Origin of the sequence: Nitrosomonas sp. Nm33, assembly GCF_900107265.1 — a bacterium.
GTDB lineage: Bacteria > Pseudomonadota > Gammaproteobacteria > Burkholderiales > Nitrosomonadaceae > Nitrosomonas.
The window spans coordinates 1-26,325 of record NZ_FNPJ01000044.1; the positions used below are offsets into that span (position 1 = coordinate 1).

General features: G+C 46.1%; 24 protein-coding genes and 2 pseudogenes. 19 read left to right on the forward strand and 7 right to left on the reverse strand.

All coding sequences use genetic code 11. The features are described 5' to 3' along the window. Positions 1-329: 329 nt before the first annotated feature. The 3 genes from BLV54_RS15590 to BLV54_RS09785 all read right to left on the reverse strand — a co-directional run bounded on the left by BLV54_RS15590 (position 330) and on the right by BLV54_RS09785 (position 2,598). Positions 330-521, reverse strand: a complete 192-nt coding sequence (locus BLV54_RS15590; RefSeq protein WP_143032475.1) for a hypothetical protein — start codon at positions 519-521, stop codon at positions 330-332. A gap of 37 nt (positions 522-558) precedes the next feature. Then, positions 559-855 carry a transposase gene (locus BLV54_RS17305; RefSeq protein ID WP_090571212.1) on the reverse strand — a complete coding sequence of 99 codons (297 nt, stop codon included), beginning with the start codon at positions 853-855 and terminating at the stop codon, positions 559-561. 180 nt (positions 856-1,035) lie between these two features. After that, positions 1,036-2,598, reverse strand: a complete 1,563-nt coding sequence (locus tag BLV54_RS09785) for an alginate export family protein (RefSeq protein ID WP_256329356.1) — start codon at positions 2,596-2,598, stop codon at positions 1,036-1,038. A 641-nt stretch (positions 2,599-3,239) separates the two neighbouring features. On the opposite strand from BLV54_RS09785, the gene BLV54_RS09790 reads away from it, so the two are divergent. From BLV54_RS09790 to BLV54_RS09800, 3 genes are read left to right on the forward strand one after another with little or no spacing between them, the layout of a single operon-like run. Beyond that, positions 3,240-4,412 (forward strand): M20 metallopeptidase family protein, encoded by a 1,173-nt coding sequence (locus tag BLV54_RS09790; protein ID WP_090571214.1) that lies wholly within the window; start codon positions 3,240-3,242, stop codon positions 4,410-4,412. A 7-nt stretch (positions 4,413-4,419) separates the two neighbouring features. After that, a complete protein-coding gene (locus tag BLV54_RS09795; protein ID WP_090571216.1) occupies positions 4,420-5,220 on the forward strand; it encodes a carboxylate-amine ligase in 801 nt (266 codons plus the stop codon). A 4-nt stretch (positions 5,221-5,224) separates the two neighbouring features. Further along, entirely contained in the window at positions 5,225-5,551 is a 327-nt protein-coding gene (locus BLV54_RS09800; RefSeq protein ID WP_090571218.1) for a glutamate--cysteine ligase family protein, read from the forward strand. A 183-nt stretch (positions 5,552-5,734) separates the two neighbouring features. Here BLV54_RS09800 and BLV54_RS09805 read toward each other — a convergent pair whose 3' ends face one another. Further along, positions 5,735-6,886 carry a hypothetical protein gene (locus BLV54_RS09805; RefSeq protein ID WP_090571220.1) on the reverse strand — a complete coding sequence of 384 codons (1,152 nt, stop codon included), beginning with the start codon at positions 6,884-6,886 and terminating at the stop codon, positions 5,735-5,737. 292 nt (positions 6,887-7,178) lie between these two features. On the opposite strand from BLV54_RS09805, the gene miaB reads away from it, so the two are divergent. The 8 genes from miaB (at position 7,179) to BLV54_RS09845 (ending at position 19,447) form a co-directional block, all read left to right on the forward strand. Beyond that, complete coding sequence (gene miaB, locus BLV54_RS09810) at positions 7,179-8,507, forward strand: tRNA (N6-isopentenyl adenosine(37)-C2)-methylthiotransferase MiaB (protein WP_090571222.1); 1,329 nt, start codon at positions 7,179-7,181, stop codon at positions 8,505-8,507. Between the two features lie 91 nt (positions 8,508-8,598). After that, positions 8,599-9,597, forward strand: a complete 999-nt coding sequence (locus BLV54_RS09815; protein ID WP_090571224.1) for a PhoH family protein — start codon at positions 8,599-8,601, stop codon at positions 9,595-9,597. Continuing rightward, positions 9,581-10,063: an rRNA maturation RNase YbeY gene (gene ybeY / locus BLV54_RS09820; protein WP_090571226.1), complete on the forward strand. Its 483-nt coding sequence runs from the start codon at positions 9,581-9,583 to the stop codon at positions 10,061-10,063. Before BLV54_RS09815 ends, ybeY begins: the two co-directional genes overlap by 17 nt. Positions 10,064-10,143: 80 nt before the next feature. Beyond that, the gene (locus tag BLV54_RS09825) at positions 10,144-10,977 is read left to right on the forward strand and encodes an HlyC/CorC family transporter (protein WP_090571228.1); all 834 of its coding nucleotides are present in this window, start codon (positions 10,144-10,146) and stop codon (positions 10,975-10,977) included. 110 nt (positions 10,978-11,087) lie between these two features. Further along, positions 11,088-12,830: a single-stranded-DNA-specific exonuclease RecJ gene (gene recJ / locus BLV54_RS09830; protein WP_090571230.1), complete on the forward strand. Its 1,743-nt coding sequence runs from the start codon at positions 11,088-11,090 to the stop codon at positions 12,828-12,830. Continuing rightward, the gene (locus tag BLV54_RS09835; protein ID WP_090571232.1) at positions 12,827-14,095 is read left to right on the forward strand and encodes an MgtC/SapB family protein; all 1,269 of its coding nucleotides are present in this window, start codon (positions 12,827-12,829) and stop codon (positions 14,093-14,095) included. The genes recJ and BLV54_RS09835 overlap by 4 nt, the downstream gene beginning before the upstream one ends. A gap of 11 nt (positions 14,096-14,106) precedes the next feature. Next, a complete protein-coding gene (gene mfd / locus BLV54_RS09840) occupies positions 14,107-17,562 on the forward strand; it encodes a transcription-repair coupling factor (protein WP_090571234.1) in 3,456 nt (1,151 codons plus the stop codon). A gap of 322 nt (positions 17,563-17,884) precedes the next feature. Further along, positions 17,885-19,447 carry a lipase family protein gene (locus BLV54_RS09845; protein WP_090571236.1) on the forward strand — a complete coding sequence of 521 codons (1,563 nt, stop codon included), beginning with the start codon at positions 17,885-17,887 and terminating at the stop codon, positions 19,445-19,447. A gap of 47 nt (positions 19,448-19,494) precedes the next feature. Here BLV54_RS09845 and BLV54_RS09850 read toward each other — a convergent pair whose 3' ends face one another. Together BLV54_RS09850 and BLV54_RS09860 are read right to left on the reverse strand one after the other, a co-directional pair. Then, on the reverse strand, positions 19,495-21,228 hold the full coding sequence (locus BLV54_RS09850; protein WP_090571238.1) for an AAA family ATPase: 1,734 nt from the start codon (positions 21,226-21,228) through the stop codon (positions 19,495-19,497). A 563-nt stretch (positions 21,229-21,791) separates the two neighbouring features. Beyond that, positions 21,792-22,298, reverse strand: a complete 507-nt coding sequence (locus BLV54_RS09860; RefSeq protein WP_256329359.1) for a L,D-transpeptidase — start codon at positions 22,296-22,298, stop codon at positions 21,792-21,794. 190 nt (positions 22,299-22,488) lie between these two features. Here BLV54_RS09860 and BLV54_RS17100 point away from each other — a divergent pair, with 190 nt between their 5' ends. The 3 genes from BLV54_RS17100 to BLV54_RS17110 all read left to right on the forward strand — a co-directional run bounded on the left by BLV54_RS17100 (position 22,489) and on the right by BLV54_RS17110 (position 23,349). Then, a complete protein-coding gene (locus BLV54_RS17100) occupies positions 22,489-22,755 on the forward strand; it encodes a HypC/HybG/HupF family hydrogenase formation chaperone (RefSeq protein WP_090571244.1) in 267 nt (88 codons plus the stop codon). 128 nt (positions 22,756-22,883) lie between these two features. Continuing rightward, positions 22,884-23,060, forward strand: coding sequence for a hypothetical protein (locus tag BLV54_RS17105; protein WP_176969735.1), 177 nt, complete (start codon positions 22,884-22,886; stop codon positions 23,058-23,060). A gap of 34 nt (positions 23,061-23,094) precedes the next feature. After that, positions 23,095-23,349 carry an AIR synthase-related protein gene (locus BLV54_RS17110; protein ID WP_090571246.1) on the forward strand — a complete coding sequence of 85 codons (255 nt, stop codon included), beginning with the start codon at positions 23,095-23,097 and terminating at the stop codon, positions 23,347-23,349. 130 nt (positions 23,350-23,479) lie between these two features. Here the strand turns inward: BLV54_RS17110 and BLV54_RS17310 are convergent, their stop codons facing one another. Further along, entirely contained in the window at positions 23,480-23,701 is a 222-nt protein-coding gene (locus tag BLV54_RS17310; protein ID WP_090571248.1) for a phage integrase N-terminal SAM-like domain-containing protein, read from the reverse strand. A gap of 174 nt (positions 23,702-23,875) precedes the next feature. On the opposite strand from BLV54_RS17310, the gene BLV54_RS09880 reads away from it, so the two are divergent. The 5 genes and pseudogenes from BLV54_RS09880 (at position 23,876) to BLV54_RS09900 (ending at position 26,232) form a co-directional block, all read left to right on the forward strand. Continuing rightward, positions 23,876-24,271, forward strand: a complete 396-nt coding sequence (locus BLV54_RS09880; protein WP_090571250.1) for a hypothetical protein — start codon at positions 23,876-23,878, stop codon at positions 24,269-24,271. A gap of 178 nt (positions 24,272-24,449) precedes the next feature. Further along, complete coding sequence (locus tag BLV54_RS09885; RefSeq protein WP_090571253.1) at positions 24,450-24,659, forward strand: hypothetical protein; 210 nt, start codon at positions 24,450-24,452, stop codon at positions 24,657-24,659. Positions 24,660-24,986: 327 nt separating this feature from the next. Then, positions 24,987-25,334, forward strand: a pseudogene (locus tag BLV54_RS09890) (IS5 family transposase); the annotation flags it as partial. 368 nt (positions 25,335-25,702) lie between these two features. Beyond that, positions 25,703-25,810: pseudogene (locus tag BLV54_RS09895) on the forward strand (elongation factor Tu); the annotation flags it as partial. A 182-nt stretch (positions 25,811-25,992) separates the two neighbouring features. Then, a complete protein-coding gene (locus BLV54_RS09900) occupies positions 25,993-26,232 on the forward strand; it encodes a hypothetical protein (RefSeq protein WP_090571257.1) in 240 nt (79 codons plus the stop codon). Positions 26,233-26,325 lie beyond the last annotated feature (93 nt).

Genomic DNA, 26,325 nt, shown 5'->3' on the forward strand with positions numbered 1-26,325 from the left:
GTGCATTATGTAATCTCGAAAATGCCCCGGCTTTAATCAAAAGTATAACCGGCTGGGATTGGATTATTAATGCAGTTTCTAGTGCAAATTAGAATTATAATCAGCAAACCACTTTATAGCACGTAAAATCTATTTCTTTTTAAGCTAATCAAGTTAGTTCGATGTTTAGTCCCACGGTAGTCGGGATGCAGCAAGTGGCAAGGAAGTTTTTGACGTTGCGGTCGAAGCGGATGGCCATGCGGTGGAAGTCTTTCATTCTGCCGAAGGTGCATTCGATCAGATTGAGTTGTTTATAGATGGCCTTGCGTAGCTAGTAGCTATAGTGGATTTTACGGTTTCTGCGTGGTGGGACGTGATGGAATGACAGGCGTTGTTCCTCTTTGCACAAGCCACTCTCGGAACGCCTTGCAGCCATAACCTTTGTCGACTAACAACTCCTTTGACGGCGGCATGGCAGCAAGACAGGCGTGTAGGCAGCCTTGTGGCCTCTGACCTAGCCAGGAGCGAGTATCATGACACAAGAACGCCCCTTGCCGTCGGTCACGAGGTGGATTTTGGTTATCCGTCCACCTTTGCTGCGACCAATAGCATGTAAGAAGGCCTCCCTTTTCCGCCGCCGGAGCATCGGTGGTTCTTGATAAAGATGCTGTCGATCATCAACCGATCCGATTCTCCTTCCGCTCCGGCCAGCGCAGAGAATATCCTTTTCCAGACGCTGCGTTCAGTCCATCTAACAAGGCGGTTATAGAGCGTTTTCTTTGAACCGTATTCTCGCGGAGCATCCGCCCATCTGCCGACGCTTTTCAAAACATGCACGACCCCACTCAAAACCTTCCGGTCGTCAACACGCTTCAAGTACCCGCGTGCTCTGCGATATTAGCGGCTCTATCCGTGACCATTGTCACCCGTAGTCACCCGTAGTCACCCGTAAACCAGAATAATTCCTTCATGATCTAATCCCCCTCTCAGAGCACTGAATCGTGCTTGTTTCTCGATAGATAGCTTGAAATTATTCGTAATTAAAGGGTCTGGATTTTAGAACTTAATGGTCGCCATCGTATACCCAAAATTGGTATCTCTGCTTCCTGGACCGTTCGGAACTTTATCAAAGAAATCATCTTTGAATAAATGGCTAAACCCTATATCAAAGCTTACACGTTTTAAGAAACTCCACTGAGGATCCCATCCTATGCTGACATCCAACATATGTCCGAGAAAACTTCCTGCTCTACCAGTTGGGTCTTGCAGACCGGAGCCTACAAAGGCGCCACGTTTATCAGCCAACCAATACGCACGATGGGACATCATGAACCTGACATTGGGAACCGGTGTAAGATTCATACGAAAACCTACAGGGGAAAAAAGGTTGGAAGGGAAAAAAGGTCCAAACGTAGCAGTGGGACCAAATTCTACCCGGCGTTTTGCAAACAGAAGGTCAAAATTCTTGCTTGGATTAGGATCACCCGATGCATAATCAAACAGGTAGATAACCCTGAGAGGCCATGGTGTTTCAAAGCTGTAACCTATTTCTCCATGATGGCGATGCGCAAAAACACTTTGATCTCGGGTATCCCCAAATTGATACATCGACTCAATTTCATAGTCTAATGAGCCTCTGGTAGGTTTGGCAAACAACCTGAAACCTGGCGTGGATAAATTACGTTGCCTCAGATTATCACCTTCATTTAATTGAAACCAATAGGCATCAAAATTAGCCCAGCGCATATCACGATTAGTAATGTGTACTCCCGAAAAATAGCTTTCGGGAGTGTTCCAGTTTAACTGTGACACTTCACGTTGGACAGGTCGTGTGCCAAATATATGGAGACCCCATTTCTCTTTATCGCTTCCTAATGTAAATCGTATCCCATCAAAAGTAGGCGTGAAGGATCCCCACCGATGTCCACCGACCAAGCGCGATTCCCCATATTCCAGAATCATACGACCCACTTCGAATGTTGCACCATAACCTGTACCTAAAAAATCCTTGGACGTTAGATCAAGGCGAAGCTGGGTAAAGTCAAAATGATCAGCAAAAACCGGGTTATGCTGTTGTCCATGTTCCGCCAGCGGTGCGCGGAAATCGGTTAGCTCGAGCGTAAATTTTAAAGGATCGATAATATTTTTGACCTCGAACAAGAACCTGGTCCGTTGATGAATCTGTTCATTACCATCCGGAATAGCTCTTGTAAAACCATGATCATATACTTCATAGCGCGTCCGATGCTCAATAGCCAAATTGAGCCAATCTGGGGCCATGGCAGCAAGCGGGGTTTTATGGTTCTCCATAAGATCGGTCAGTCTATCAAAATCAAACCGGGTGCTTCCTACCCCTTCCTCCACATTGAATGGGGGGCCGTTGCGTCTAGTACCATCTCTGAAAAGATTTCTGAAAAAATCTGATAGTGTTTTATCTTTTTGTGTCTCCGTATTTTGTGCTTGTGCAACGATAGTATTGCTACTGAAAGATAATGATTTTTTAGCTTCTCTTCCTTCTGTCTTCTGCTCTTCCGCAGCGAAAGAGATACTTCCCCCTACGTGAAATCCAATAACCAGACTGATCATCATGCTGGTTATTTTTTTATCATCCCTCATCATGTTTTACAGCCTCCTTTAAGGTCAAATATCCAAAAAATATTTGTAATTTATGTATTTTGGTTATTCTAAGAAAATCGCAATTAACAACTAGTGCATAAAACCTTATGAAATGTGATCAATAAAAACTCAGCAATACAAATATGACAAGCATTTATCTAGAGCTATGAATAATGAACCTGCTCTTGCATGTCTATATGCTCAGTTTGAAACAGTGTAGCTTTTTTATTATGAAAATCTTGTGATTTTATTTAAAATTTATTTATATTTTTTTTAACCTGTTTTTTTCCTAAATAAGGAAAAAAACAATGAATTGCATTGCGAAAGAAAAGGAGACGAATTTAATAAAGTGACAAAAGTGGTATGGAACAGCAGAAGCCTGTACATAATGATTGGTTCGCTAGAGATGCTTAATTGCAAAAATAAATTATTTTATTATCTTGGCTAACCAACTGTTTTTTATAAATATAGATCTCGGAAAGCTTGTAATAAATTAATGCAATTAAGCACTAGTAAGGAAAGAGAAATATGTAATTAAGCCAATAAATCAGGCTGGATATAGTTCTCACTATGCCATTTTTGCCGGCAAAGCCGGAGCGATAATCAGTTAGCAAAAAAGAATCAATTCATAAGGAGTGGTGCTGATGATAGAGAAATATAAATCCGAACATCTTTATGAGTGGATGGTAGAAATTAGACGAAAGTTGCATCGTCACCCTGAACTAGCTTTTGAAGAAATCGAGACTGCCAAAGTATTAATGGGGCAATTAACCAAATTGGGTATTTCTTATGACTATGCTGGCCCGGGCAATGCGGTTATCGGCAAACTGTCATGTGAGAATCCTGCGGCGCCGACCATTGCTTTGCGTGCAGACATGGATGCGCTGCCTGGCACTGAAAACACCCATTTGCCTTTTGCTTCCTGCATTAAAGGTAAAATGCATGCCTGCGGTCACGATGCACATATGGTTATGGTGCTGGGTGCTGCTGCTCTGCTGAAAGCATTTCCTCCTCCTTGCCACGTGTTGTTTATTTTTCAACCTGCTGAAGAAAAAGGGGGCGGAGCGCGGGTAGTGCTGGAATCGGGCGCATTGCAAGGGGTCAGCGCGATATTTGGCGGACATGTGACTCATCACTATCGTGTGGGAGAAATCATGGTGGCTGATGGGGTGATCACAGCCCAGTCCGATCGTTTTAAAATCCATATTAAAGGCAAAGGCGGGCATGGCGCGCGACCGCATGAAGCGACCGATGCCATCGTGATTACTGGCTTGTTAATCACTGCTATGCAAACCTTGGTCTCGCGAGAAATTAATCCAGTCTATCCTGCCGTGGTGACGATTGGTACGGTTCACGCGGGTAGTGCGCCTAATGTGATTGCAGAGGAGGCTATCTTGGAGGGATCGATTCGTAGCACCTTGCCCCAAGTGCGTGATCACATCCATACGGGATTAAGGCGTATGGCTAAAGCCATCGGTGAATTACACAATGCCAAAGTTGACGTTGACATCACACAAGGTTACCCACCTGTTGTCAATACGACACGGGAAAGCCATATTGCCTATCGTGCGGCTGAAAAAGTGGTCGGACACGCAGGCTTAATGACCCTTGATCATCCGAGCATGGGGTCAGAAGATTTTTCTTATTATCTGCAAAAAATACCCGGTTGCTATGTACGCTTTGGCGCAAGACGGCATGAGAATGAATATATTCCGTTACATAGTCCAGAATTTGATATCAATGAGGAGGTATTGAAAGTGGGAGCTGCATTTTTCGATGAAGTCGTCAGAGAGGCGGCACAAGACTATTTGAGTTGATTTTACTTTGGAATTCATTCCCTCAAAACCATTAACTGTCGGGGTAGAACTCGAGCTGCAATTGCTCGATAAGGAAAATCTCAGCTTGATAAACGGCATCGGGTCTTTGCTCGAGTGTTTCCCAGAGTCACCCTATATTAAACAGGAGTTTATCCAAAATACCGTCGAGGTGATTTCCAAGGTCGGTGAAAATACGGCAGAGGTCCATGAACACCTCGCACAACTTGTCAAAGAAGTGAAACAGACCTGTTTTACGCTGGGAATGGAGCTATGTGCTGCCGGCACCCATCCCTTTGACAAGGAATTAGCTTTGTTTACCCCGTTGCCCCGTTATCTGAGAATGGAAAAGGACACGGGCTATTTAGGTCATGCCCAAATCACTTTCTCGACTCAGGTACACATTGGTGTCAAGGGTACAGCCGAAGCGATTTATCTGATGCGTGCATTAAAGGCTTATCTGCCACTCTTAATTGCGCTTTCTGCCAGTTCTCCCTTTTGGCGCGGCTATGACACAGGCTTTGTCTCCTATCGCCTGCGCATTCTAGCAGCTAGTCGTAGTTATGGTATACCGCCAAGTTTTAATGATTGGCATCAACTCATGGATTTTTATAAAGCCTCGCAAAATGCTGGCATGATACAAACCATCAATGATATCCATTGGGATATCAGAGTGCGACCGCAGTGGGGTACAGTCGAAGTCAGGGTCATGGACGCACAACCCACTATTACCGAGTCAATGCAACTCGCTAGTTTTATTCGAGTGTTGGCAGCCTATCTGTTAGCACACCAGGAAGGAAGCCAACATTGAAAATATGCTCCATGCATTACCCTGGTGGATTGAGAAAGACAATTATTATATGGCTTCGCGGTTGGGGCTGAAAGCAAACTGTGTAGTCGATAAAAATGGTTCATTCAAATCTATCTATGAAATTTGGCAGATAGTGCAAACTGAAATCCGACCTTATGCCAGTGAAATAGGAGAATCGGAATATTTTGAACAACTTGCCAAGCGTGTAGCAGAACGTAATATCAGTTATCAGCGTCAACGCAAAGTTTACCAAGAAACACACTCATGTGAGAAAGTTGTTTCCTTGCTTATCAAGGAGCTGGAAGACGATCTGGCTTGTGGTTTAACCTAAAAACCACTTTTAGGTTAAAATGAATGAATCACTGCGCTATTTATGCAGATCTGTTGTGACTGGATGCACCAATGGCTTGATTTGACTATCCCCGCAGGCGCGGGGAAAACTCAAAGGTGCTGAATGGAGGAATGATCATTTGATGAGGTTTGTCTTCTATTTATACCTATACGGATCAGTTATTCAATCATCAAAGTCATCAATAGAGATTGCGCGAGATAGCTGATGATGATCTTTTAGCCAGCGTTTGAAAAACTTGTCGTCTTGTATCAGTTGTAAATCTTCCCGCATGGCATCTATATCTTCTTTGAGCGAGGCTTCCTCTCTCCTTAGGTTGCGCTTTAGATGAGCTGTACTCAGGGTTTCATAAAACTCGAGGCCGAATTCGTTGCGTGCAGCGTGACGGCGATGATGTAATTCGTCTTCAAGCTCCTTAACCTGCTGTCTGAGTAATAGTGTCAGTGAGGCAATTTTTTCTTCTGCCATTTTGGCGATGGATGCAGTGTCAGTGAGTTCAGTGCGCAGCTGAATCTGCAACAATGCAACTAAATCACGGCGATCATAAGCAGCATTGGCTTCACTCATTAAAGCCGTTTTGCGGGTACGTTCATCTGGGTCGTTTTCGCGATCAGGGTGTAACGCGCTGGCGAGCAGGCGGAATACCTTGCGCAGGGTAGTTTCTGCTTCCTGTTGTTCCGCCTCGGCCTTGAGTTGAGCGGCAGTGGGCTTTCTTTTGCTCGTTCGGGCCTGTTGGCGTGCATCTTCTTCAGCGGCAGCCTCGCGGAATCGCGCTATGCCGGCGTTAAATACATCCTGCATGGTTTCTAGTGGGTCATCGTCAGCCAGGGGTTCTCCTAGCATGTCTTCCATCATCGCGCGCATTTCCATGATGCTGGCTTGTTCTTTCTGCGCCAGGCTTGCGGTGCTGTGTTTGTCATGCAGAATTTGCATTTCCTCGTCACCATGCGCCGCGAGCTGTTCACAGAGATTGCATAGAATCGTGGTGGCGATACGTTTTTGTGTGGGGGTTAAGCCCTTGCGTTGCAATCGCTCATCCAGCCATAACACCATCTCACGCGTGAGCACCCGCTGACGCTCGTGCAGCGGTGCAATCGTCTGGTGGTATAGTGGACGATGTGCATCGCTGATGGCTTGTAATTCAAGAAGCTGTTTCTTGAGCTTCTCGATACGTTCGAGTAAACGGTTGAACCGCTGCTGACCAGGCGTTAACTGGGAATCTTGTGTGGTCAGTTTCAGTGCGGTTGTAGAGTTGTTTACAGTTTGCTTGGAAGCAGAGGGTATTTCATCAGTGAATAAATCGAATTGGTGAGGCATGGTCATCCTGTCTAGTCGATTGAGTTGTATAATGAAGGTGTTTTTAGAGTACGAATAATTTTGCAAAATACCGACAGTAGAGAAGAGATTATATCGCTCTAAATTATAGGAAATCATAGAACTTTTTCCCTTTGTTGGGGTCGATAGATTTGTAGCTTTAAGAGAAATGAAGTACTTTCAAGCCGTCTCTACTGCAGTATCGATGATGGAATCACCCGTTCTTCCGTTATATACTTACCGGACGTTTCAAAATAACCCATTCAATTTCCAGCTAAGCTACTTGTAATATTCCGTGAGTAATAAATTATATATTAAGACTTTTGGTTGCCAGATGAACGAGTATGACTCGGATAAAATGGCGGATGTACTTCATGCTGCAAGGGGTATGGAGTTGACCGATAACCCCGATCAAGCTGATGTGATCTTGTTCAATACTTGCTCTGTTCGTGAGAAAGCGCAAGAAAAGGTTTTTCATGATCTCGGGCGAGTGCGGCACCTGAAAAAAAACAAGCCGAATTTGTTAATTGGCGTTGGAGGCTGTGTGGCCAGCCAGGAAGGGGCAGAAATCGTCAAACGCGCTCCCTTTGTGGATTTGGTGTTTGGACCACAAACATTGCATCGCTTACCGGAATTGATCGAGGAACGGGAGTCAACGGGTCAACCGCAAATCGATATCTCTTTTCCTGAAATTGAAAAATTCGATCATTTGCCGCCTGCTCGTACAGAAGGGGTTACGGCTTTTGTTTCTATCATGGAAGGCTGCAGCAAATACTGCAGTTTTTGTGTGGTTCCGTATACGCGCGGTGAAGAAGTATCGCGCCCGCTCAATGATGTGCTAGTTGAAGTTGCAGGACTGGCTATGCAGGGTATCAAGGAAATTACCTTGCTCGGACAGAATGTCAACGCCTATCTTGGTAAAATGGATGATGGTGAAATCGCTGATTTTGCACTGTTGCTTGAGTATATCCATGAGATCCCTGGCATTGAACGTATCCGCTATACAACGTCACATCCCCGGGAATTTACCAGTCGTTTGATTGAGGCCTATGCGAAGTTACCCAAAGTGGTCAGCCATTTGCACTTGCCAGTTCAATCTGGTGCAGATAGGGTTCTGGCAGCGATGAAACGTGGCTATAGCGCGCTCGAATATAAATCGATCATACGCAGAATACGCGCGGTTCGTCCTGATATTTCAATTAGTTCAGATTTTATTATTGGATTTCCGGGTGAGACCGATGCCGATTTTGAAGCGACCATGAAGCTGGTTGAAGACGTGAATTTTGATGAATCATTCAGTTTCATTTACAGCCCACGACCCGGTACGCCTGCTGCTGATCTGCCTGATGATACCCCTCATGAAACCAAATTAGCGCGGCTCTATCGCTTACAGGAAAAAATTGCTCAGCAGGCGCAAGCCATTAGCCAAGGCATGGTGGGAACAAGTCAGCGTGTATTGGTAGAGGGGCCTTCCAAAAAGAACCTTGATGAATTTTGTGGTAGAACCGATAACAATCGCGTAGTCAATTTTGCAGCGGCGCCTGAACTGGTTGGTCATTTTATAAATATCAGAATTACAGCAGCACTTTCTCATTCATTGCGAGGGGAAATTATCCATGAATAGCGATCAAGTGGTCGATGAAAGCTTGATTATCACTTGCAATCTATCGTAACCCCTGCCAGAATCAATACGTCGTATTTATTTAGCAAAAGTTTTGAAACCTAAACCTGTCGAGATTACTTTTTCTCCGGTTGATAACCGACGTCTAGCCAATCTCTGTGGCGCGCTAGATGAAAACCTTAAACAGATTGAAAACGCGCTGGATGTCGTGATCGCACGGCGTGGTGAACATTTTAGTCTACATGGTCAAGCAAATCAGACGCAGCTTGCTGTTCAAGCCCTGAAGAATTTTTATAACCAGTCACACCATCATCTTAGTATAGAGCAAGTGCAACTCGGTTTGATCGAGATAACCAACGCACCTCGTTTAACCAACGCGCCTCATTCTTTACAGCCGACAGTGGATGAATCGACGGTTACTGAGTTAGCAGTACCAAAATTGATCACGCGACGTAGCAATTTACATGGTCGCACGCCACGGCAGGTGCAATACCTGCAGCAAATCCAGGATCATGATATTACCTTTGGCATTGGTCCGGCAGGTACCGGTAAGACCTATCTAGCAGTTGCCAGCGCGGTTGACGCATTGGAACGCGAAACGGTCTCACGCATTATCCTGGTGCGGCCTGCGGTCGAAGCGGGTGAACGCCTGGGCTTTTTGCCAGGAGATATGGTGCAGAAAGTCGATCCCTATTTACGCCCGCTTTATGATGCGCTTTATGATCTCATGGGATTTGATAAAACCGGTAAGCAGTTTGAACGTAATACCATTGAAATTGCCCCGTTGGCATTCATGCGTGGACGTACCTTAAATCAATCGTTCATTATTCTGGATGAAGCACAGAACACGACGCCGGAACAAATGAAAATGTTCCTGACACGGATAGGTTTTGGTTCCAAAGCAGTCATTACAGGCGATATTACCCAAATTGATTTACCCAAGAATCAGAAAAGTGGTTTGGTCGATGCAGACCATGTCTTGGGAAAGATACGAGGGATAGCCTTTACCCATTTCAAAAGCGAAGACGTCGTACGCCATCCGCTGGTGCAGCGTATTGTCGACGCTTACGAGAAACATGAAAAACGCCAGTAAGGTTCCCGAACCTTCACCTGCTACAAATCATAAAAAATTTAAATTAGTGCTGCAATATGCCGCTAAATTTCCCGGAACACCTACTCGGTCGCAGTTTCATAAATGGGTGAATGCGTCATTGATGCAGAGTGCGGAGATTGTTTTACGGATTGTTGACGAAGAGGAAGGCAGAGAGCTCAACCGCCATTTTCGTGGTAAAGACAAAGCAACTAACGTATTGACATTCGTATACGATGAGCTGCAACCCTTGTCAGGCGATATTGTGCTCTGTGCGCCGGTCGTGATTAGCGAAGCACAACAACAACAAAAAGATTTGGCTGCGCATTACGCCCATCTGACAGTGCATGGTGTATTGCACTTGCAAGGCTATGATCACGAGCATGAAACAGATGCGGCGATCATGGAGCAGCTTGAAACAGAAATTATCACCCGACTAGGTTACGCCGATCCTTATCATGAACAATAAGGTTGCGATAGCTTTCGTTCACAGTTCAGGTTTTTTAGAGCGCTGTTTTGCACACACATTAATCAATGATGAAACTAATCATGAATAATTCCTCACCTAAAATCAGCTGGTTTGAACATCTTGGTTTACTCCTTTTGCGCCAGCCCGAAGATCGTGAGCAGTTAGTGACTTTGTTGCATTCTGCATTTGAGCGCAATTTGCTCGATGCCGATGCACTGGCCATGATCGAAGGGGTGATGCACGTATCCGAAATGCAGGTGCGCGATATCATGGTGCCGCGCGCCCAGATGGATACCATTGATATCAGTGAAAAACCGGATGAATTCATTCCGAATGTCATAGAAAAGGGACATTCACGTTTTCCTGTCACTGATGGCAATAAAGATCATGTGATTGGCATCCTGCTGGCAAAAGATTTACTGCGCTACTATGCAGGAGAAGAAGAGTTCGATGTGCGTGATATGCTCCGTCCGGCCGTGTTTATTCCTGAATCCAAGCGGCTCAATATTTTACTCAAGGACTTCCGCCGTAGTCGCAATCATATCGCCATCGTGGTAGATGAATATGGCGGTGTGGCTGGTTTGGTCACCATCGAGGATGTGCTGGAGCAGATCGTGGGAGAGATTGAAGATGAGTATGACTTTGATGAAGAGGAAGCGAACATCGTAGCCGATACCAGCGGTTATTATCGTGTTAAAGCGATCACGGAAGTCGCCAGTTTCAATGAGGCACTGGGTGCCACCTTCAGTGACGAAGATTTTGATACGATTGGTGGGCTCGTTACCAGCAAATTTGGCCGGCTGCCCAAGAATGGAGAATCAATTGTGATAGATAATTTCAGATTTACGGTGCTACGTGCCGACAGTCGCCGCTTGCATCTGCTAAAAGTTGAAAGAGCGGAACCAAGCTCTTGAAATTTTTCAGTCTGTATTTTTAATATAGCTAACTACCCACTCATTAGCTTAGCGGAAAATACTTTTCTGGACTAACGTTTCAAAATGCCAGATGTTAAAATAACTGGCAAATGCCCAACATCACTACCCGCAGTTTTTCTCAACATGCTTTTGACACGCTTAATCAATACGGTTTACCTTCCGTATTGGCACGTATTTATGCCGCGCGTGGTATTGAACAACCCCAGCAGCTTGAGACAGAATTATCCCAGTTGCTTCCATTTGAGCAGTTAAACAATGTTTCTCGCATGGCCGCACTGCTTGCTGATGCCATTGCCGGGCAGAAACGTTTGCTCATTGTGGCGGACTATGATTCAGATGGTGCCACTGCTTGTGCGGTGGCAATCCGTGCACTGAGAAAATTTGGTGCCATCGTAGATTATCTCGTTCCCAACCGTTTTGAGTATGGTTATGGTTTGACGCCGGAAATCGTGCATCTTGCGGCTACGTCTCCTGCTGGACAACCGGATATTCTCATTACCGTCGATAACGGTATCGCGAGTGTGGAAGGAGTACAGGAAGCCAATCAGCTGGGTATGCAAGTGTTCATTACCGATCACCACCTGCCGGCAGATCAGTTACCTGCTGCGGCAGTTATCGTCAATCCCAATCAGCCTGGCTGCAATTTTCCAAGCAAGCATCTTGCTGGCGTAGGAGTCATTTTCTACGTGATGCTCGCATTGCGCGCGGAGCTGCGCAAGCGGGGTGCGTTCATTGCCGCTGGTAAAGAACCCAATCTGGCGAGTTTGCTTGATCTGGTTGCGTTGGGGACGGTCGCGGATGTCGTCAGGCTCGATAGCAATAACCGCATCCTGGTTCAGCAAGGTTTGCAGCGTATTCGCAAGGGACGGGCATGTACCGGTATTAATGCCCTGTTACAAGTGGCAAAACGTGATTGCCGACAGGTGTCCACTTATGAACTGGGTTTCATCATTGGACCAAGATTGAATGCAGCCGGTCGACTCGATGATATGACCCTGGGCATCGAGTGCCTCATTACAGATGATGAATCCAGGGCGAGTCAGCTTGCCGCCCAGCTGGATGAGCTGAACCGGCAGCGGCGGGAAATCGAAGCAGATATGCAGAGTGATGCGTTAAGCAAACTGGCAACTGTCGTCGAAACTCAGGAATCGGCAACCGGCTCTTGCTACAGCTTATGCTTGTATGACTCAAGCTGGCATCAAGGTGTGATCGGTTTACTCGCTTCGCGCATCAAGGAAAAATTTCATCGACCGGTAATTACTTTTGCACCAGGTAATGAAGGTGAAATCAAAGGTTCAGGGCGTTCAATTCCAGGATTTCATTTGCGCGATGCATTGGATCTTGTTTCTAAAAGGTATCCCGGATTAATCCTGAAATTTGGTGGTCATGCCGCGGCAGCCGGATTGACTGTGCATGAGCAAAATTTTGAGCGTTTCCGGGATGCGTTTGAGCAAATTACGCAAGCACTGCTGACGCCTGCAGATTTAACTCGTGTCATAGAGACCGATGGGGAGTTGGATGAGGCTGAATTAAATTTGGATCTGGCGTACTGGCTGGCTGAGTGTGTCTGGGGGCAAGGTTTTCCCGAGCCAAGCTTTAGTGCCCATTTTTACGTGGAAAGCCAGCGTGTGGTAGGTGAGAAACATTTAAAATTAAAATTGAAGAAATTTGATTCGCACTGCAGCTACGATGCCATATTGTTTTTCCAGGCGGAGTTGCTGCCGCCAATGATTAACGCGGTCTTTCGTGTCCAAGCCAATGAATACAATGGTAATACTACCCTGCAATTACTCCTTGAACACTGGTTCCCAATTGACCCGATGATGATATGAATAATGCATTCTTACCAGGGGGAGAGCTTGAGCATCTCACTACATTTGTGACCAGTCTCGCCATTGGTCTTCTGATTGGGCTGGAGCGTCAGCGTAGCCCGGCGGCAAGAGCGGGATTGCGGACTTTCGCTCTAGTAGCGCTGTTTGGCACACTCAGCGCCATGCTTTCGCAAAAAACAAACTCGCCGTGGTTACTAGTGAGCGGGCTGTTCCTGGTGGGAATCATGATGATCGCTGCGTATTTTCGTAAGCTGGATGAATTGACTGATCCAGGCACCACCACAGTTGCAGCTATCCTGGTGTGTTATGGATTAGGGGCTACTGTCTGGTACGGGGAATCCACGCTGGCGGTCATGCTTGCCATTATCACAACCATTTTGCTGTACTTTAAAGCTGAGCTGCATGGTCTGACGCAGAATCTGGATCGACGTGAGCTGATTTCGATGCTGCAATTTGCCGTGCTCACTTTTATCATTCTTCCGATCTTGCCTGATCAGAATTACGGTCCATACGATGCCATCAACCCCTATCAAGTCTGGCTGATGATCGTCCTGATATCGGGTGTCAGTCTGATGGGCTATATCGCATTGCGTGTTGTCGGACAGCGTTATGGGACCGTCCTTTTGGGGGTATTTGGCGGGCTGGTGTCCAGCACCGCCACCACCATGGTGTTTACGCGGTATAGCAAAGATAATTCAAGTCTGGCGAAACTGGCGGTGGTGGTGATTCTGCTTGCTAACCTGACGGTTTTGGTAAGACTGAGCGTCATCAGCGCAATCATTTCTCCGGTCATATTGCCAAAATTGTTGCCGATATTGGGGATGGGTCTTATGCTTGGGTTGATGGCCGCTGCTTTCTGGTGGCGTGAGCTAACCCGGCAAGCAGAGCTGCCTATGCCAGAAACCAGGAATCCGGCTGAACTGACTACTGCGGCAGGGTTTGGGATGCTTTACGGAATTGTATTGCTGCTGAGCGCCTGGTTATCGGACATTGCGGGTAGCAGCGGGCTTTATATGGTGGCTATCATTTCCGGTTTGACCGATGTTGATGCCATCACGCTCAGTAGTTTGCGCTTGCTTGATCTGGGTAAGCTGCAGGCGACGGAAGCAGTAACTGCCATTACGCTGGCCGTCATTTCAAATATCATCTTCAAGCTAGGATTGATACTGGCTATTGGTGGTTCGCTGCTAGCCAAGCGCAGCGCTTTAGGCATGATCATTACTGCGATCGGTTTGGGGTGCGCACTAATATTATCTGGAAAATGAAGCTGTAGATCATGCCATTTAAACTTGCTTTACCCGCGCCAGGAATGTTGACGCGTTATTTCGGTTTCGACGGTTCCGGCGACACCTTTGCCCTTGCCGAGCTGGCGCACTCGGGGCAATCGGCTAAGCCGCTGACGATCATTACTGCCAATGCATTGGATGCACAAAGATTGCTCGAAGAGTTCCCATTTTTTGCGCCTGAGCTAAACGTACATCTGCTGCCAGACTGGGAAACATTGCCTTACGACACCTTCTCACCGCACTTTGATCTGATATCTGAGCGACTCGCGACACTTTATCAGGTCATGAACGGTACCTGTGATGTATTAATTGTGCCTGTAACGACTGCCCTGTATCGCATGCTGCCAAAGGAATTTTTGGCAGCTCACACTTTCTTTATCAAACAAGGCAGTGTACTTGATTTATCTATATTCCGCGGCCAGATGACCTTGGCTGGCTATACGCATGTGACACAAGTATTGTCACCAGGTGAATACAGCATACGAGGGGGAGTGATCGATTTGTTCCCGATGGGCAGTCCGCTGCCTTATCGTATGGACTTGCTCGATAACGAAATAGAGTCGATCAAGACGTTCGATGTGGATACCCAACGCAGTATTTATCCCGTCAAAGAGATCAGATTGTTGCCTGCGCGTGAGTTTCCATTGGATGAGACAGGGCGCACGCGCTTTCGTATCAATTTTCGAGAAAAATTTGAAGGCGACCCGTCTCGCAGCCGGATTTATAAAGAAATCAGCAAAGGTAGCACGCCCGCAGGAATTGAGTATTATCTGCCGCTTTTTTTCGAACAAACCGCTACCTTGTTCGATTATCTGCCTCAGAATAGCTTATTATGCCTGCATCAGGACATTTATCCGGTGGTCGAAAATTTCTGGCGCGATACCCAGTCGCGTTACCAATTATTGCGCGGGGATATCAATCGTCCCCTGCTACCGCCAACTGAGCTGTTTCTGACCGCCGATGGCTTTTTTGGCAAACTGAAACCTTATGCGCGCATTCAAATTCAGGCTGGCAAAGACCTGAGTACTAAATCATTTACCCAACCTTTGCCAGTCGTGCGGGTGGATCGTCATGCGGCTAATCCGCTTGAAAAATTGAGTGCATTTATTGCCGAATTTACGCTATCGGGCGGGCGGATCTTATTACTGGCTGAGAGCATGGGGCGACGCGAATTGATGGCTGAATATCTGCATGAATATGGTCTGTTCCCGATGCTCTGTAAAGATTATGCAGAATTTCGGACAAGCGGCGAACCTTTCATGCTGAGCGTTGCGCCACTCCATAACGGATATATCCTCAATGCCGGCCGCTATGCATTGATTACCGAGAGTGAGCTTTACGCGACCCACGTACATGGGCGACGTGAGCGTGAGATGCGTAAGACTACTTCGACTGACGTCATGCTGCGCGATTTGTCGGAAATTAAGCCCGGTGATCCGGTGGTGCATGAGCAGCATGGTATTGGTCGTTATCTCGGTCTGGTTAATATGGATCTAGGCGAAGGGGAAGCCGGTCAAACCAGTGAGTTCCTTGCGCTGGAATATGCAGATGGCGACAAGCTGTATGTGCCTGTTTCTCAACTGCATCTGATCGGACGCTACAGTGGGGTTTCGCCTGAATCAGCCCCTTTGCATAAACTTGGCAGCGGGCAATGGGAGAAAGCCAAGCGCAAGGCCATGCAGCAAGTGCGCGATACGGCAGCTGAATTGCTGAATCTGTATGCACAGCGTGCAGCGCGTCAAGGCCATGTTTTCAAATTTAAACAGCATGATTATGAAGCGTTTGCAGAAGGATTCGGCTTCGAAGAAACCGTTGATCAAGCGGCGGCTATTGAAGCGGTCATCAACGATCTGAGCTCGGGCAAACCGATGGACCGACTGATTTGCGGCGATGTCGGTTTTGGTAAAACCGAAGTTGCTTTGCGTGCGGCCTTTATTGCTGTAGCAGATGGCCAACAGGTGGCAGTGCTGGTTCCCACCACCTTGCTGGCGGAGCAACATTTTCAGAATTTCTCGGATCGCTTCGGCTTGATTACTGATCAATGGCCCGTGAAAATCGCCGAGCTATCACGCTTTCGTTCTGCCAAAGAACAGGCGCAGGCTTTGGAAGGGCTGTCCAACGGGCAAGTAGACATCATCATCGGGACACACAAGCTGATCCAGGAGAAGGTCAAATTTAAGAATCTCGGCTTGGTGATCATCGACGAAGAACATCGCTTTGGTGTTCGTCAAAAAGAACAGTTAAAGAAGTTGCGTGCCGAAGTGGACGTGCTGACATTGACGGCTACACCCATCCCTCGCACGCTTGCTATGTCGCTGGAAGGGTTGCGCGATTTTTCTATCATCGCTACTGCTCCGCAAAGACGACTGGCTATTAAAACATTCGTCCATTCTTTCTCGGAAGGCATTATCCGCGAAGCCTGCCTGCGGGAATTGAAACGCGGTGGACAAATTTATTTTCTCTATAACGAAGTCAGCACTATCCAGCACATGTATGACAAGCTGATGCAGCTTCTGCCGGAAGCACGTATCCATATTGCCCATGGGCAGATGCGTGAAAGCGAGCTGGAGCACGTCATGCGCGATTTTTACCAGCAACGCTTCAATCTGCTGCTTTGCACCACCATTATCGAAACCGGCATCGATATTCCCACCGCCAACACTATCATCATCCACCGTGCAGATAAATTCGGTTTGGCGCAATTGCATCAGTTGCGCGGCAGGGTGGGGCGTTCTCACCATCAAGCCTATGCTTACCTGCTGACGCCAGATGAGGAAGCGCTTGGTGCGCAAGCCAAAAAAAGATTGGAGGCAATTCAATCGATGGAAGAGCTCGGTTCAGGTTTTTACTTGGCAATGCATGATCTCGAAATTCGTGGAGCTGGCGCTGTGCTGAGTGAATCACAAAGCGGTGAAATGCAGGAAGTTGGTTTTAATCTCTACAGTACTATGCTGGAGAACGCGATCAAATCGCTCAAGGCAGGTTGTGAGCCAGATATGCAGCATCCGCTCGGCATTGCCACTGAAATCAAACTGCATGTGCCTACCTTGCTGCCAGAAGATTATTGCAATGATATCCATGAACGCCTGGTGCTGTATAAACGCATGGCGAATTGCACCGATGATGCGCAACTGGATGATATGCACCGCGAACTGATCGATCGCTTCGGTTTGCTGCCTGATCCTGCCCGAGCACTACTGGACTGTCATCGGCTACGCATTGCCGCCAAACCGCTTGGCATTGTGCGGATTGATGCCAGCGCTGACAATATCCTCATTCAATTTGCGCCCAACCCCCCTGTGGAAGCGGGCAAAATCATCGTGCTAATTCAGAGTGGGCGAGAGTACAGCCTGGCCGGCCCAGATCGCCTGAAAGTCCAGGTAAAAATTCCAGATGTGGCAGAGCGAGCCAAGCGCATCAGGAAGCTGATGGAGATGTTGGTATAGTCAATATCCAACTTATCTTGGGTTACTTCGTTTTGAGTGAATGCTGTAACTACATACAAGTTGGTCGCAAGCCAGTGCTTATATGAACCTGCAATTTGACAGATGGTTGAATAATTTATTTATGAATCAATAAGTAAAGTCATCATTAATACATTTGTGCGTAGGTAAATATCTTCGCGTCATCACTTAATTTATCCAGGCGATATGATCCTAAAAGCAGTTTTTTAGAATGGTCTATAGATTGAGTTCAATGGTTTTTTATAGATGCGTTATAGGCTTCCACGTAACTGTTAGCGAGATTCCATATAAAGGAGGATAAAAGATGGCAATGACAGCCGGAAGTGCCAGTTCCATTCCCGAACTTAAAACAACTTCCGACAACATTATGCTTGCTGCGCTTAATCTTTCCGCACGAGCCTATTCCGATAACCATCTCGACGATCAGTCGGTCATCGATACTGTGAATGCACGTATTCAAAGCTGGGTACCTTTAGAAGCGACAGCTTTGGGTTTTGCAGGAAACGATCCGGGATTCAGCACAATAAACGGGAGTTTGTTGCGATATGACAATGAAAATGCTTCGGTAACTGTTGGTTTAACCATACTGGGCGGCAAACGCACGTTAGGCATTTCATTTGAGGGCTCTAATGATTTTTCTACAGAAAACGGCAGAAAGGACTGGAATAATAATGTTTTCAACATTAAGGGTTACTACGATCTTTTAAACGACCCTCGCAGCGATAACGAAATCAGTTTCCTTCGAGCGATTGTCAACTATATTAATAGTCAAGGTATTGAACAGGTGCTCGTGACTGGCCATAGCCTCGGGGGAGCAGCCGCGCAATTCTTCATGCAAGACTATGGTGTCACCGATGACAGATATATCGGGATAACTTTTGGATCGCCCGGTACCAATCGTTTTCAAGTATTACCGGAAGAACGCTTTGCCAATATTCGTCATAATGACGATGAAGCGGTGATAGCAGGAGATGCACGGGGATATGAAGTTAGTGGTTCGATTATCAATGTACGGGTCGATGATGATGGATTATCAGAACACGCACTGTTCATCCCGCTGGATGACTCGGAAATCAGCTACCGGAAAAGCATTGAATTTATAACTTCTCAATTGGATGCGAAAACTTTGTTTCGGGATATGAATATTGTCCCTGGCACCAATGGCAATGACAATTTGAATGCAAAAGAAGGCCAAAACATTGAGGTCCTGCTGGGCGGCGGTGACGCTGACAGCATGACGGGCGAGGTGTCGGGTGAGCAACATATACAGATTTTCAAAGGTGGCTTGGGCAACGATACTATTCATGGTGGTGGAGGAATCGATTATGTCCTCTACAGTGGTGCCCGCTCCAATTTTACTCACCAAGTTTCGCCAGCCGGTGAGTTAATCGTAATTGATCAACGGACAGCGTCGAATAATGAAGGAACCGATATACTTCAAGGTATCGAGCGAATCATTTTCGCTGATATGGCTTTTGCGCTCGATGTAGATGGTTCGGCTGGGATGGTTGCGAAATTGATTGGAGCTGTTTTTGGCGCGGGAAGCGTTTCTAATGCCCATTATGAGGCAATCGGCCTTTCCGAGTTGGATAAAGGTATTGGCTATGAAGATCTCGCTGCCTTCGCTATCGCCGCAACCGGTGCAAATACGCCCGCGCAAGTGACTTCATTACTCTGGAACAACCTCATGGGTTCACCTCCAACAGCGGAACAGGCGCAGCCATACATTGATTTGCTGAATTCAGGCACATCCATTGGAGAATTGGGTGTGTTCGCGGCAGAGCACTCACTCAATCAAGCGAATATAAAGCTGACCGAGTTGAGGGAAAGCGGGATCGTTTTTGATCCGCTGGGTTTTATTGTCTAGCGTAGCGTTGGAACCAGCCAGGACTGATTAACAGTCAGCAACGCGCGCTATGTTGGATTATTGACTAAAGGTAGCAATGGCTGCTGCGCCGGTGGCAAATGAACCGTCAACTGATCGAATGAAATTACCCAATTATAATGATTGCAGGCGCTGAGTATGGTGCGGTGCAAGAAACGGTGGATCGACCAGTAGTCTTCAGCGCCAGCGCCCGTGAACACACCAACGATCAGCAGATTCAATGAAGAGTTCGTCGCCTCATTGAATTCTACCAGCAATCCCGTTAGATGAGGATGAAAGGATTGTTGCGCTAACTGCTCTTCCAGATAGGCACGTAGTGTCGGCACAATGTCGGTCAGAATAACCTCTTGATGCTGATAATCCAGCTTGAAGATGATCGGTATCGCAAAACCGTCCCGCGACAAGTTACGAGGATTTTTGCCAAGATAATCAGCTATGCTAAATGTGGTAGTTGCTCCAATTATTTGAATTTGCACTATTTCTGGGGTTTGAAGCAATACCTTGCCATAAATGTCGCCCTCTAGGATAACGATATCGCCCTCTTGACTAGGGAACCAGGGTTCTTCCGGGGAATAGGGGCGTGACTGCAAATCCACCAAGCGGTCGATAGGTAGACGCAGTAATCCGCCGTGAAGTAAAGGGTTGTACAGTGTTGAAAAGAGGTTAAGTGAAGCAATTCTCCAAGGTATCCCATTGTATAGGATGCGCTCACCTTCTCGGACGCCGCCCATATTGAGCAGAAGGCGAATTTCTCGGATATAACGTGGCAACGACTTTTGTAATCCCCAAGTTAATCCGATCATCAGCAGAATCATGAGTCCAAGTAACAGCCAGTCGCCGCGAACGTACAAAATAAGCTTGGCGATAAGCGAAGCCAGGATCACAGTCAGCGCCCGGAGCAACAGGGCAATGGCCCGGGCAAGCCGTCGTGTTCCAGGTTCATGCTTTCGGCTTGGCAATCGGCTGATTATTCGCCCGAGGCCCATCAGCGCCACATAGATCAACACAAAGCCACTCAGCGCCAGTACTAAATTAAGTCCACGCCCGCTGGCAAACTTTTGCAGTCTGGCGACGAATTCCTCACCCAGTTCGTCACTAGGTGTACTTAAACGTTGCAGTTGGGTATTAATTCGCTGTAAACGGTTTTCGGCATTTTCACGTTGCTCCTGCCATTGATTAAGCAGCTCTTTAAGAGCGCGTTTGACCGATGATGCCGTGGTTTGCGAAAGGGCCTTCTCCAATTTGGCAATTGCTGTGTCAGCGAGCTGCAAGCGATCTTCTTGCACCATTTGCTCACTTTTTAGCTGTTCTATCCTGCGCGGTCGCTCGGTCAACTGCTTTAGCTCATCCAGTAGTGGCCGTACGATCTTCTCTAATTCCTTTTGCCAGTCAAACAGGGCCTCCTCGGACTTCCGGGTTAATGTTGCGAGACTTAGCCCTCCAGTTACCATCTCCTCAAAAGAGTTCTTCAAATCGAGTAAACGTTGATTGAGTGATTCTAATTGTTCTTGGATTTGCTGCACGCCTGCTGGATCGGAAGTGCGTTTCAATTGCTCACTGAGAGCAGCGCGCTCTTTTTCAGTTTCTTTGATAGTAACTAGAAGCTCATGCAGTGATTCTTCTGACGAGGGTGATTCAGTAGATTGCTTAGTGGTCGTGGTCGTTGTCGCTGTCGCTGGCTTAGCTGCCGGTACTGGTTGTGCACAAATGTCTGGCGAGAGTAAAACGAAGAAGAAAAAGAGGACTAGTTTAAGAAAGGTCATGAGAATGCTCCTCCTATCTTTTCCATCAAATATAAAGTTACGGAGAATCGACCGTGTTGTCAAATCAGATGGACGAGTGACTCAAATGGAATTTTTTTCTAGCCCAGATTATAGAAAAATTGAGAGTGAGGAATGAGCATGGTGAAAAGTGGCGCAGAAGTCAAAAATCAGCATGTTTTCGTGATACCGGGCGGTCGCCCGACTTGATGAGCGGTATACTGGTCCATGCACTACCTACCACTATCTTGGATATGGAAGGAACGAAAAATCTCAGTGATCCCTACGCTGCAATCGTACGCTTAAAAGCAAAATAAACTTTGAAATTTAACGAAATATTCTAGCAGGTGGCCTAATTCCATTTCTAAAACAAGCCTGACTTTGTTGGCTTCTCCTTGCCGTATTATTTATACTGTCTGCGGCTCGCTCTTGCGTCATGTTTGATTTAGAAATGGAATAATGACCACCTGATATTATGCTGGTAGTTCAGACTTTTACCCTGTCCGGGGTATTGGGTGTTGACTGCTTCAATATATTTTTTGCTCTTTATCGAAACTACCAGATTCTCACCAAATTTCGACAACCACCCCCGGTTTAAGCCATTTGCTGAGTTTATCAATCTGAGCATTAGTTAGCGCAATACAACCATTTGTCCAGTTGTACAGCCCATGAACCTCGTGATCTCCTTGCCCGAGTCCATGAATACCCAGATGACCGCCCAATGGAGTATTCTGCGGAGGGGTTCTTCCTGTTTCAATTGCGTTAATAATGGATTGCCAAGTTTCTTTAGTAATCCTGTTTTCTGCCAGAGCGAGATCAGCGGCTTCTCGATTCGGAAAATCCAAGCCAAAGAAACGGTAGTAACGGCTTGGCTCTTTTACCCGGTCAATCCTGAAACTACCGAGTGGTGTTCTGTTATCACCCATCATTCTGGTTTTGCTGGCGCCAAAGCGTCCAATTGCAATATTGTCAAAAACAGCTTGTGTCGCCAGTCCTTTCATGACTGATAAGGTCAAATTTTGGGTATCTACATTAATCCAGATATGGTCATGTGCGCTGGATGGGTTGGACACTAACAAGCATAAAATTAATACAAATAATCTGCTATACATTTGAAAAAAATGACAAGATGGTAAAGGAAATTTTTCTAGTCTGACTAATACCGGTGAATCACGTTACTATATTTTTGGAGGTGATCTGGCAATAATCCGGGTGGATGTTCTGTTTAAATACATTATTATTGTCTGATTATTTAATTTCATTATGTGTTTTGCTCTCCCTGCTTGCGTGGAAGGAATTGTCGCGGAAGATTATGCAATCGTCAATCCGGGCGGTGTGCGCCGAGAGATTTCGCTATCTTTGGTTGAAGATGATGAGCCTGGCGATTATGTTATTGTGCATTTATTCTGGAAGAAGGCTTCCCTCTGGCTGATCTCAAGCGCATTGTTGAATCGATGGCAAAAGCGGCACAACATGCGGGTATATCATTATTACTGGCGATACCAAAGTAGTGGAACAAGGGAAAGGTGATGGGATATTCACCACCACCGGTGTAGGGATCGTGCCGGATGGTATTCAAATTTCAGCCGAACGTGCTCGGCTGGTGACAAGATCTTAGTGTCTGGCACGTTCGGTGACATGGCATTGCTATATTATCATTGCGCGAAAATTTCACCTTTCATACTACTATTCAGTCCAATACCGCCGCCTTGCATGGATTGGTAGCCAGCATGATCGAAGTTGTTTCCACGATTCATGTGCTGCGTGACCCAACACATGGTGGACTCGCGACTACGCTGAATGAGATTGCACACCAGTCTGACGTGTGGGTATGATGCTGAATGAAATTAAACTCCCCCATGTGAGCAAGTGAGAGCTGCCTGCGAATTTTTGGGATTTAATCTGCTTTATATTGCCAATGAAGATAAACTAGTCACCATCTGCGCACCTGAAGCGGCAGACATTTTGCTGCAAGCAATGCAAGCGCATCCCCTAGGCAGTGAGGCAGCGATTATCGGGGAAATGATCGAAAATCCTCATCATTTCATGCAGATGGAAACGAATTTTGGTGGCCAAGGGATAATCGATTGGCTGAGCGAAGAACAATTGCTGCGTATTTGCTGAGAATTCTCACACTATAGAGGGAAACACAGCGTTGTGAGCACAACAATACAACAATAGGTAACCGTGCCGGGCGCTTGGCTCGCTGCATCGATTCAAGCCATGCTAATTCACGGCCTAATCCTTCCTTGTATTAAAACAGCAGCGCGCACAGCGCCTGATTTTGTGTGGATGCAGCAACTTTTTGTTTATCTGCGAGATAAATCAGAAACGATTCAATTTCCCTTTTTCTCATCGTATCGGGATGCTGTTTATTGTGAAAGAAAATAAAATGCTTTATCCAGGCAATATAAGATTGCTCGGTACGATAGCTGTAATGTTTGAGTCCTGGTTTATCACATACTGGCCCGGAAATCGTAACCTATTTATCATATTTGTGGATCTAACAAAGTTTGTTATGATGAAAGCTAAATCGACGCAATTCTATAAAATATAAGGAGATAGCATGTACCTTGTCGTGTTAGATGTCATTCTTGACGTAATGTGTTGCGTCATCTCGAAAGTCTAATTCTAGTTAACCACTTCAACCATGACTTTGGCACTTGAATTCAAGGTGGAACCCGCCTTCAAGGAAGGCTATGTCGTCTTCGTACTCGAACGGTGCCAGGGAAGTGAATATTTCGCTTGGGCTCAGCGGGGCCATTCGATGGATTTACTTCCCTGGGCTGAACTCAGAAAGCGTCCACGTCAGCGCATCGACGCGGCACGGGTCCTGGACATTCTCAGGGTTCTTGACGACGTCTCTCTTCCTGCACTGCCACCATTTGTGCTTGGCCATGACGGAGTTACGAGCACGCTCACCGTGTCCAAAGGCATGAATCAAGCCACGTTCAGATGGTGGGGCGAGCTGCCTAAAGAATGGATACCTCTCGCCCCAATAGTGCGAAAGCTTGAAGAACTAGCCTTGGAACTCACACGTGGCTAACTCGCCGTTGAACCCGACGCCCGCGACTGTGGCTCCGTCCAGCACCTTCAACGACAATGCACCCCGCCTTCGGCAGCACCACGTCCGCGGGCGTGGGTTAACTCAAAGTTGGGCACACCCTTCTAAATCAAAGTAGTGTTTATAAAGGTGTCAGTCATTGCATAGTGCGCAGGAGATTATGCGGTTGCTCGACAAGGCAAAGATAATCACAGCGACAGCACACAAACAGGCACGCTTGATCTATACGATGTTGACGAAAGGAACCAAGTGCGTCGATAAAGGGCAGGATTACTACGAAGAGCGATACTGTCAACGTGTGTTGAATCATCTAACTGTACGCGCTCGGAAGCTGGAGTTTAATCTTATCCCTGTTCCTGAGACCGTTTAATATTTGCTGGAAAACCAGCGTGTTAGATTTGTTTCTTAAAAGGTGATAATGCTTTTATTGATGAGGTACAAAATCATATTAGTTTGAAACAAAGTGATAGTATTCATATTACTAAGCGATCGAAGAAATCGCCCAAGAAACCAATGGAAGAAATTGTTGCCGGCATTACTGATAGAGGAGAGGCAATGAATGCAATATACCAAACGGGACATTACACAATGTTTGAAATTGCAGCGTATTTTAATGTTCATTACAGTACTGTTAGTCGGTTAATTCGTTCATTTTGCAAGATACAATGACTGACACCTTTTCCTTGGCAATCCGACTGGCTTTCATCTAACGCCTGGTCAGGCCCATGATCTACAAGGCGCAGACGCCTTATTGCCTGACATCCTTTGTAAAGTAAAGGCGTTTTTGGCCGACAAGGCCTATGACGCCGCTGAACGTGTGCTTGATCTTCTTGATCAGAAAGCTGTTAAGGCCGTTATACCGCCAAAATCCAACCGCACACAGCAACGTGAATACGATGAGGATATGTATACATGGCGGCATCTGATCGAAAATTTCTTCCAAAAACTCAAGCAATACCGCGCCATTGCAACCAGATACGATAAACGCGCCTCAACCTTCCTCGGCGCCATCTATATGGCCGCTTCCGTTATCTGGCTTAATTGACCACACGCCCTAGATCGGAACTAATGAAGCGCTTAGGTGAACTTGGCGATATGTCAGGGTGTCTTAATAATGAATATTAATTATGATTTATACTGTATGATAGAAAATATAAATTTATCTTAAAAAATAAGATAATATTTATAATAAATAGAATTATATATATTAAGCTTTTCATAAAAACATAAAATTATTATTTATGTTTTTATGTGGTTTGTGGAAAGCCGATAATTAAAAAGATACTAATTTCGGGCAACAGACGCTACGAGATCGATAGAGTTGCCATCAGGAACAGAGATGGTAATTTCAGGAGATAATATTTCGGTAACAGTGGGAATATAATATATGTCATATGTACTCAAGGGATATCAGGAACTGAGATGGTGATGCCGGGAGATAATATTTCGGTGGCAGTGAATCTTATTGCCCCGATCGCAATGGAGGAAGGATTGCGTTTTGCAATTCGTGAGGGTGGCTGAACCGTTGGGGCAGGTGTTGTAACTAAAATTATTATTTGTGTTTTATGCGGTTTGTGGAAAGCCGATAATTAAAAAGATACTAATTTCGGGCAACAGACGCTACGAGATCGATAGAGTTACCATCAGGAACAGAGATGGTAATTTCAGGAGATAATATTTCGGTGACGGTGGGAATATAATATATGTCATACGTACTCAAGGGATTTTCTAAAGTTTTAAATTTGTGGCCAGATGTAGATTATTTTTCATACATTCCTACAAAGACTGCTTCATCCGAAGCTTGGAGACAAGTTGGGGATGATATAGCTAAGATTATTGTAGTAGAAGCATTAAAATTAAAAATTTCTGATGAAGAGCTCAGCAAGTTGGCGCGAGCTCTCGAAGAGCTCGACAGTAAATCATCAGAAAGGTATCTTAGATAACGTGAGTTCGACATAAGAAAAGAAGTAAAAGGAATCTGAATTCCTTATGATGAAGCGAATTTGGAAAAGAGTTTCATCATTAGAGGAGTCAGA

Excerpts from the sequence above, each read along its gene's own strand:
- BLV54_RS09885 (WP_090571253.1), top strand. The coding sequence starts at position 24,450 with ATGCGGTTGCTCGACAAGGCAAAGATAATCACAGCGACAGCACACAAA.
- BLV54_RS09900 (WP_090571257.1), top strand. The coding sequence starts at position 25,993 with ATGTCATACGTACTCAAGGGATTTTCTAAAGTTTTAAATTTGTGGCCA.
- BLV54_RS09800 (WP_090571218.1), top strand. The coding sequence starts at position 5,225 with ATGCTCCATGCATTACCCTGGTGGATTGAGAAAGACAATTATTATATG.
- BLV54_RS09850 (WP_090571238.1), bottom strand. The coding sequence starts at position 21,228 with ATGACCTTTCTTAAACTAGTCCTCTTTTTCTTCTTCGTTTTACTCTCG.
- ybeY (WP_090571226.1), top strand. The coding sequence starts at position 9,581 with ATGAAAAACGCCAGTAAGGTTCCCGAACCTTCACCTGCTACAAATCAT.
- BLV54_RS17100 (WP_090571244.1), top strand. The coding sequence starts at position 22,489 with ATGTGTTTTGCTCTCCCTGCTTGCGTGGAAGGAATTGTCGCGGAAGAT.
- BLV54_RS09845 (WP_090571236.1), top strand. The coding sequence starts at position 17,885 with ATGGCAATGACAGCCGGAAGTGCCAGTTCCATTCCCGAACTTAAAACA.
- recJ (WP_090571230.1), top strand. The coding sequence starts at position 11,088 with ATGCCCAACATCACTACCCGCAGTTTTTCTCAACATGCTTTTGACACG.
- BLV54_RS09785 (WP_256329356.1), bottom strand. The coding sequence starts at position 2,598 with ATGATGAGGGATGATAAAAAAATAACCAGCATGATGATCAGTCTGGTT.
- BLV54_RS09825 (WP_090571228.1), top strand. The coding sequence starts at position 10,144 with ATGAATAATTCCTCACCTAAAATCAGCTGGTTTGAACATCTTGGTTTA.
- mfd (WP_090571234.1), top strand. The coding sequence starts at position 14,107 with ATGCCATTTAAACTTGCTTTACCCGCGCCAGGAATGTTGACGCGTTAT.
- BLV54_RS09790 (WP_090571214.1), top strand. The coding sequence starts at position 3,240 with ATGATAGAGAAATATAAATCCGAACATCTTTATGAGTGGATGGTAGAA.
- BLV54_RS09880 (WP_090571250.1), top strand. The coding sequence starts at position 23,876 with ATGACTTTGGCACTTGAATTCAAGGTGGAACCCGCCTTCAAGGAAGGC.
- BLV54_RS09835 (WP_090571232.1), top strand. The coding sequence starts at position 12,827 with ATGAATAATGCATTCTTACCAGGGGGAGAGCTTGAGCATCTCACTACA.
- BLV54_RS09805 (WP_090571220.1), bottom strand. The coding sequence starts at position 6,886 with ATGCCTCACCAATTCGATTTATTCACTGATGAAATACCCTCTGCTTCC.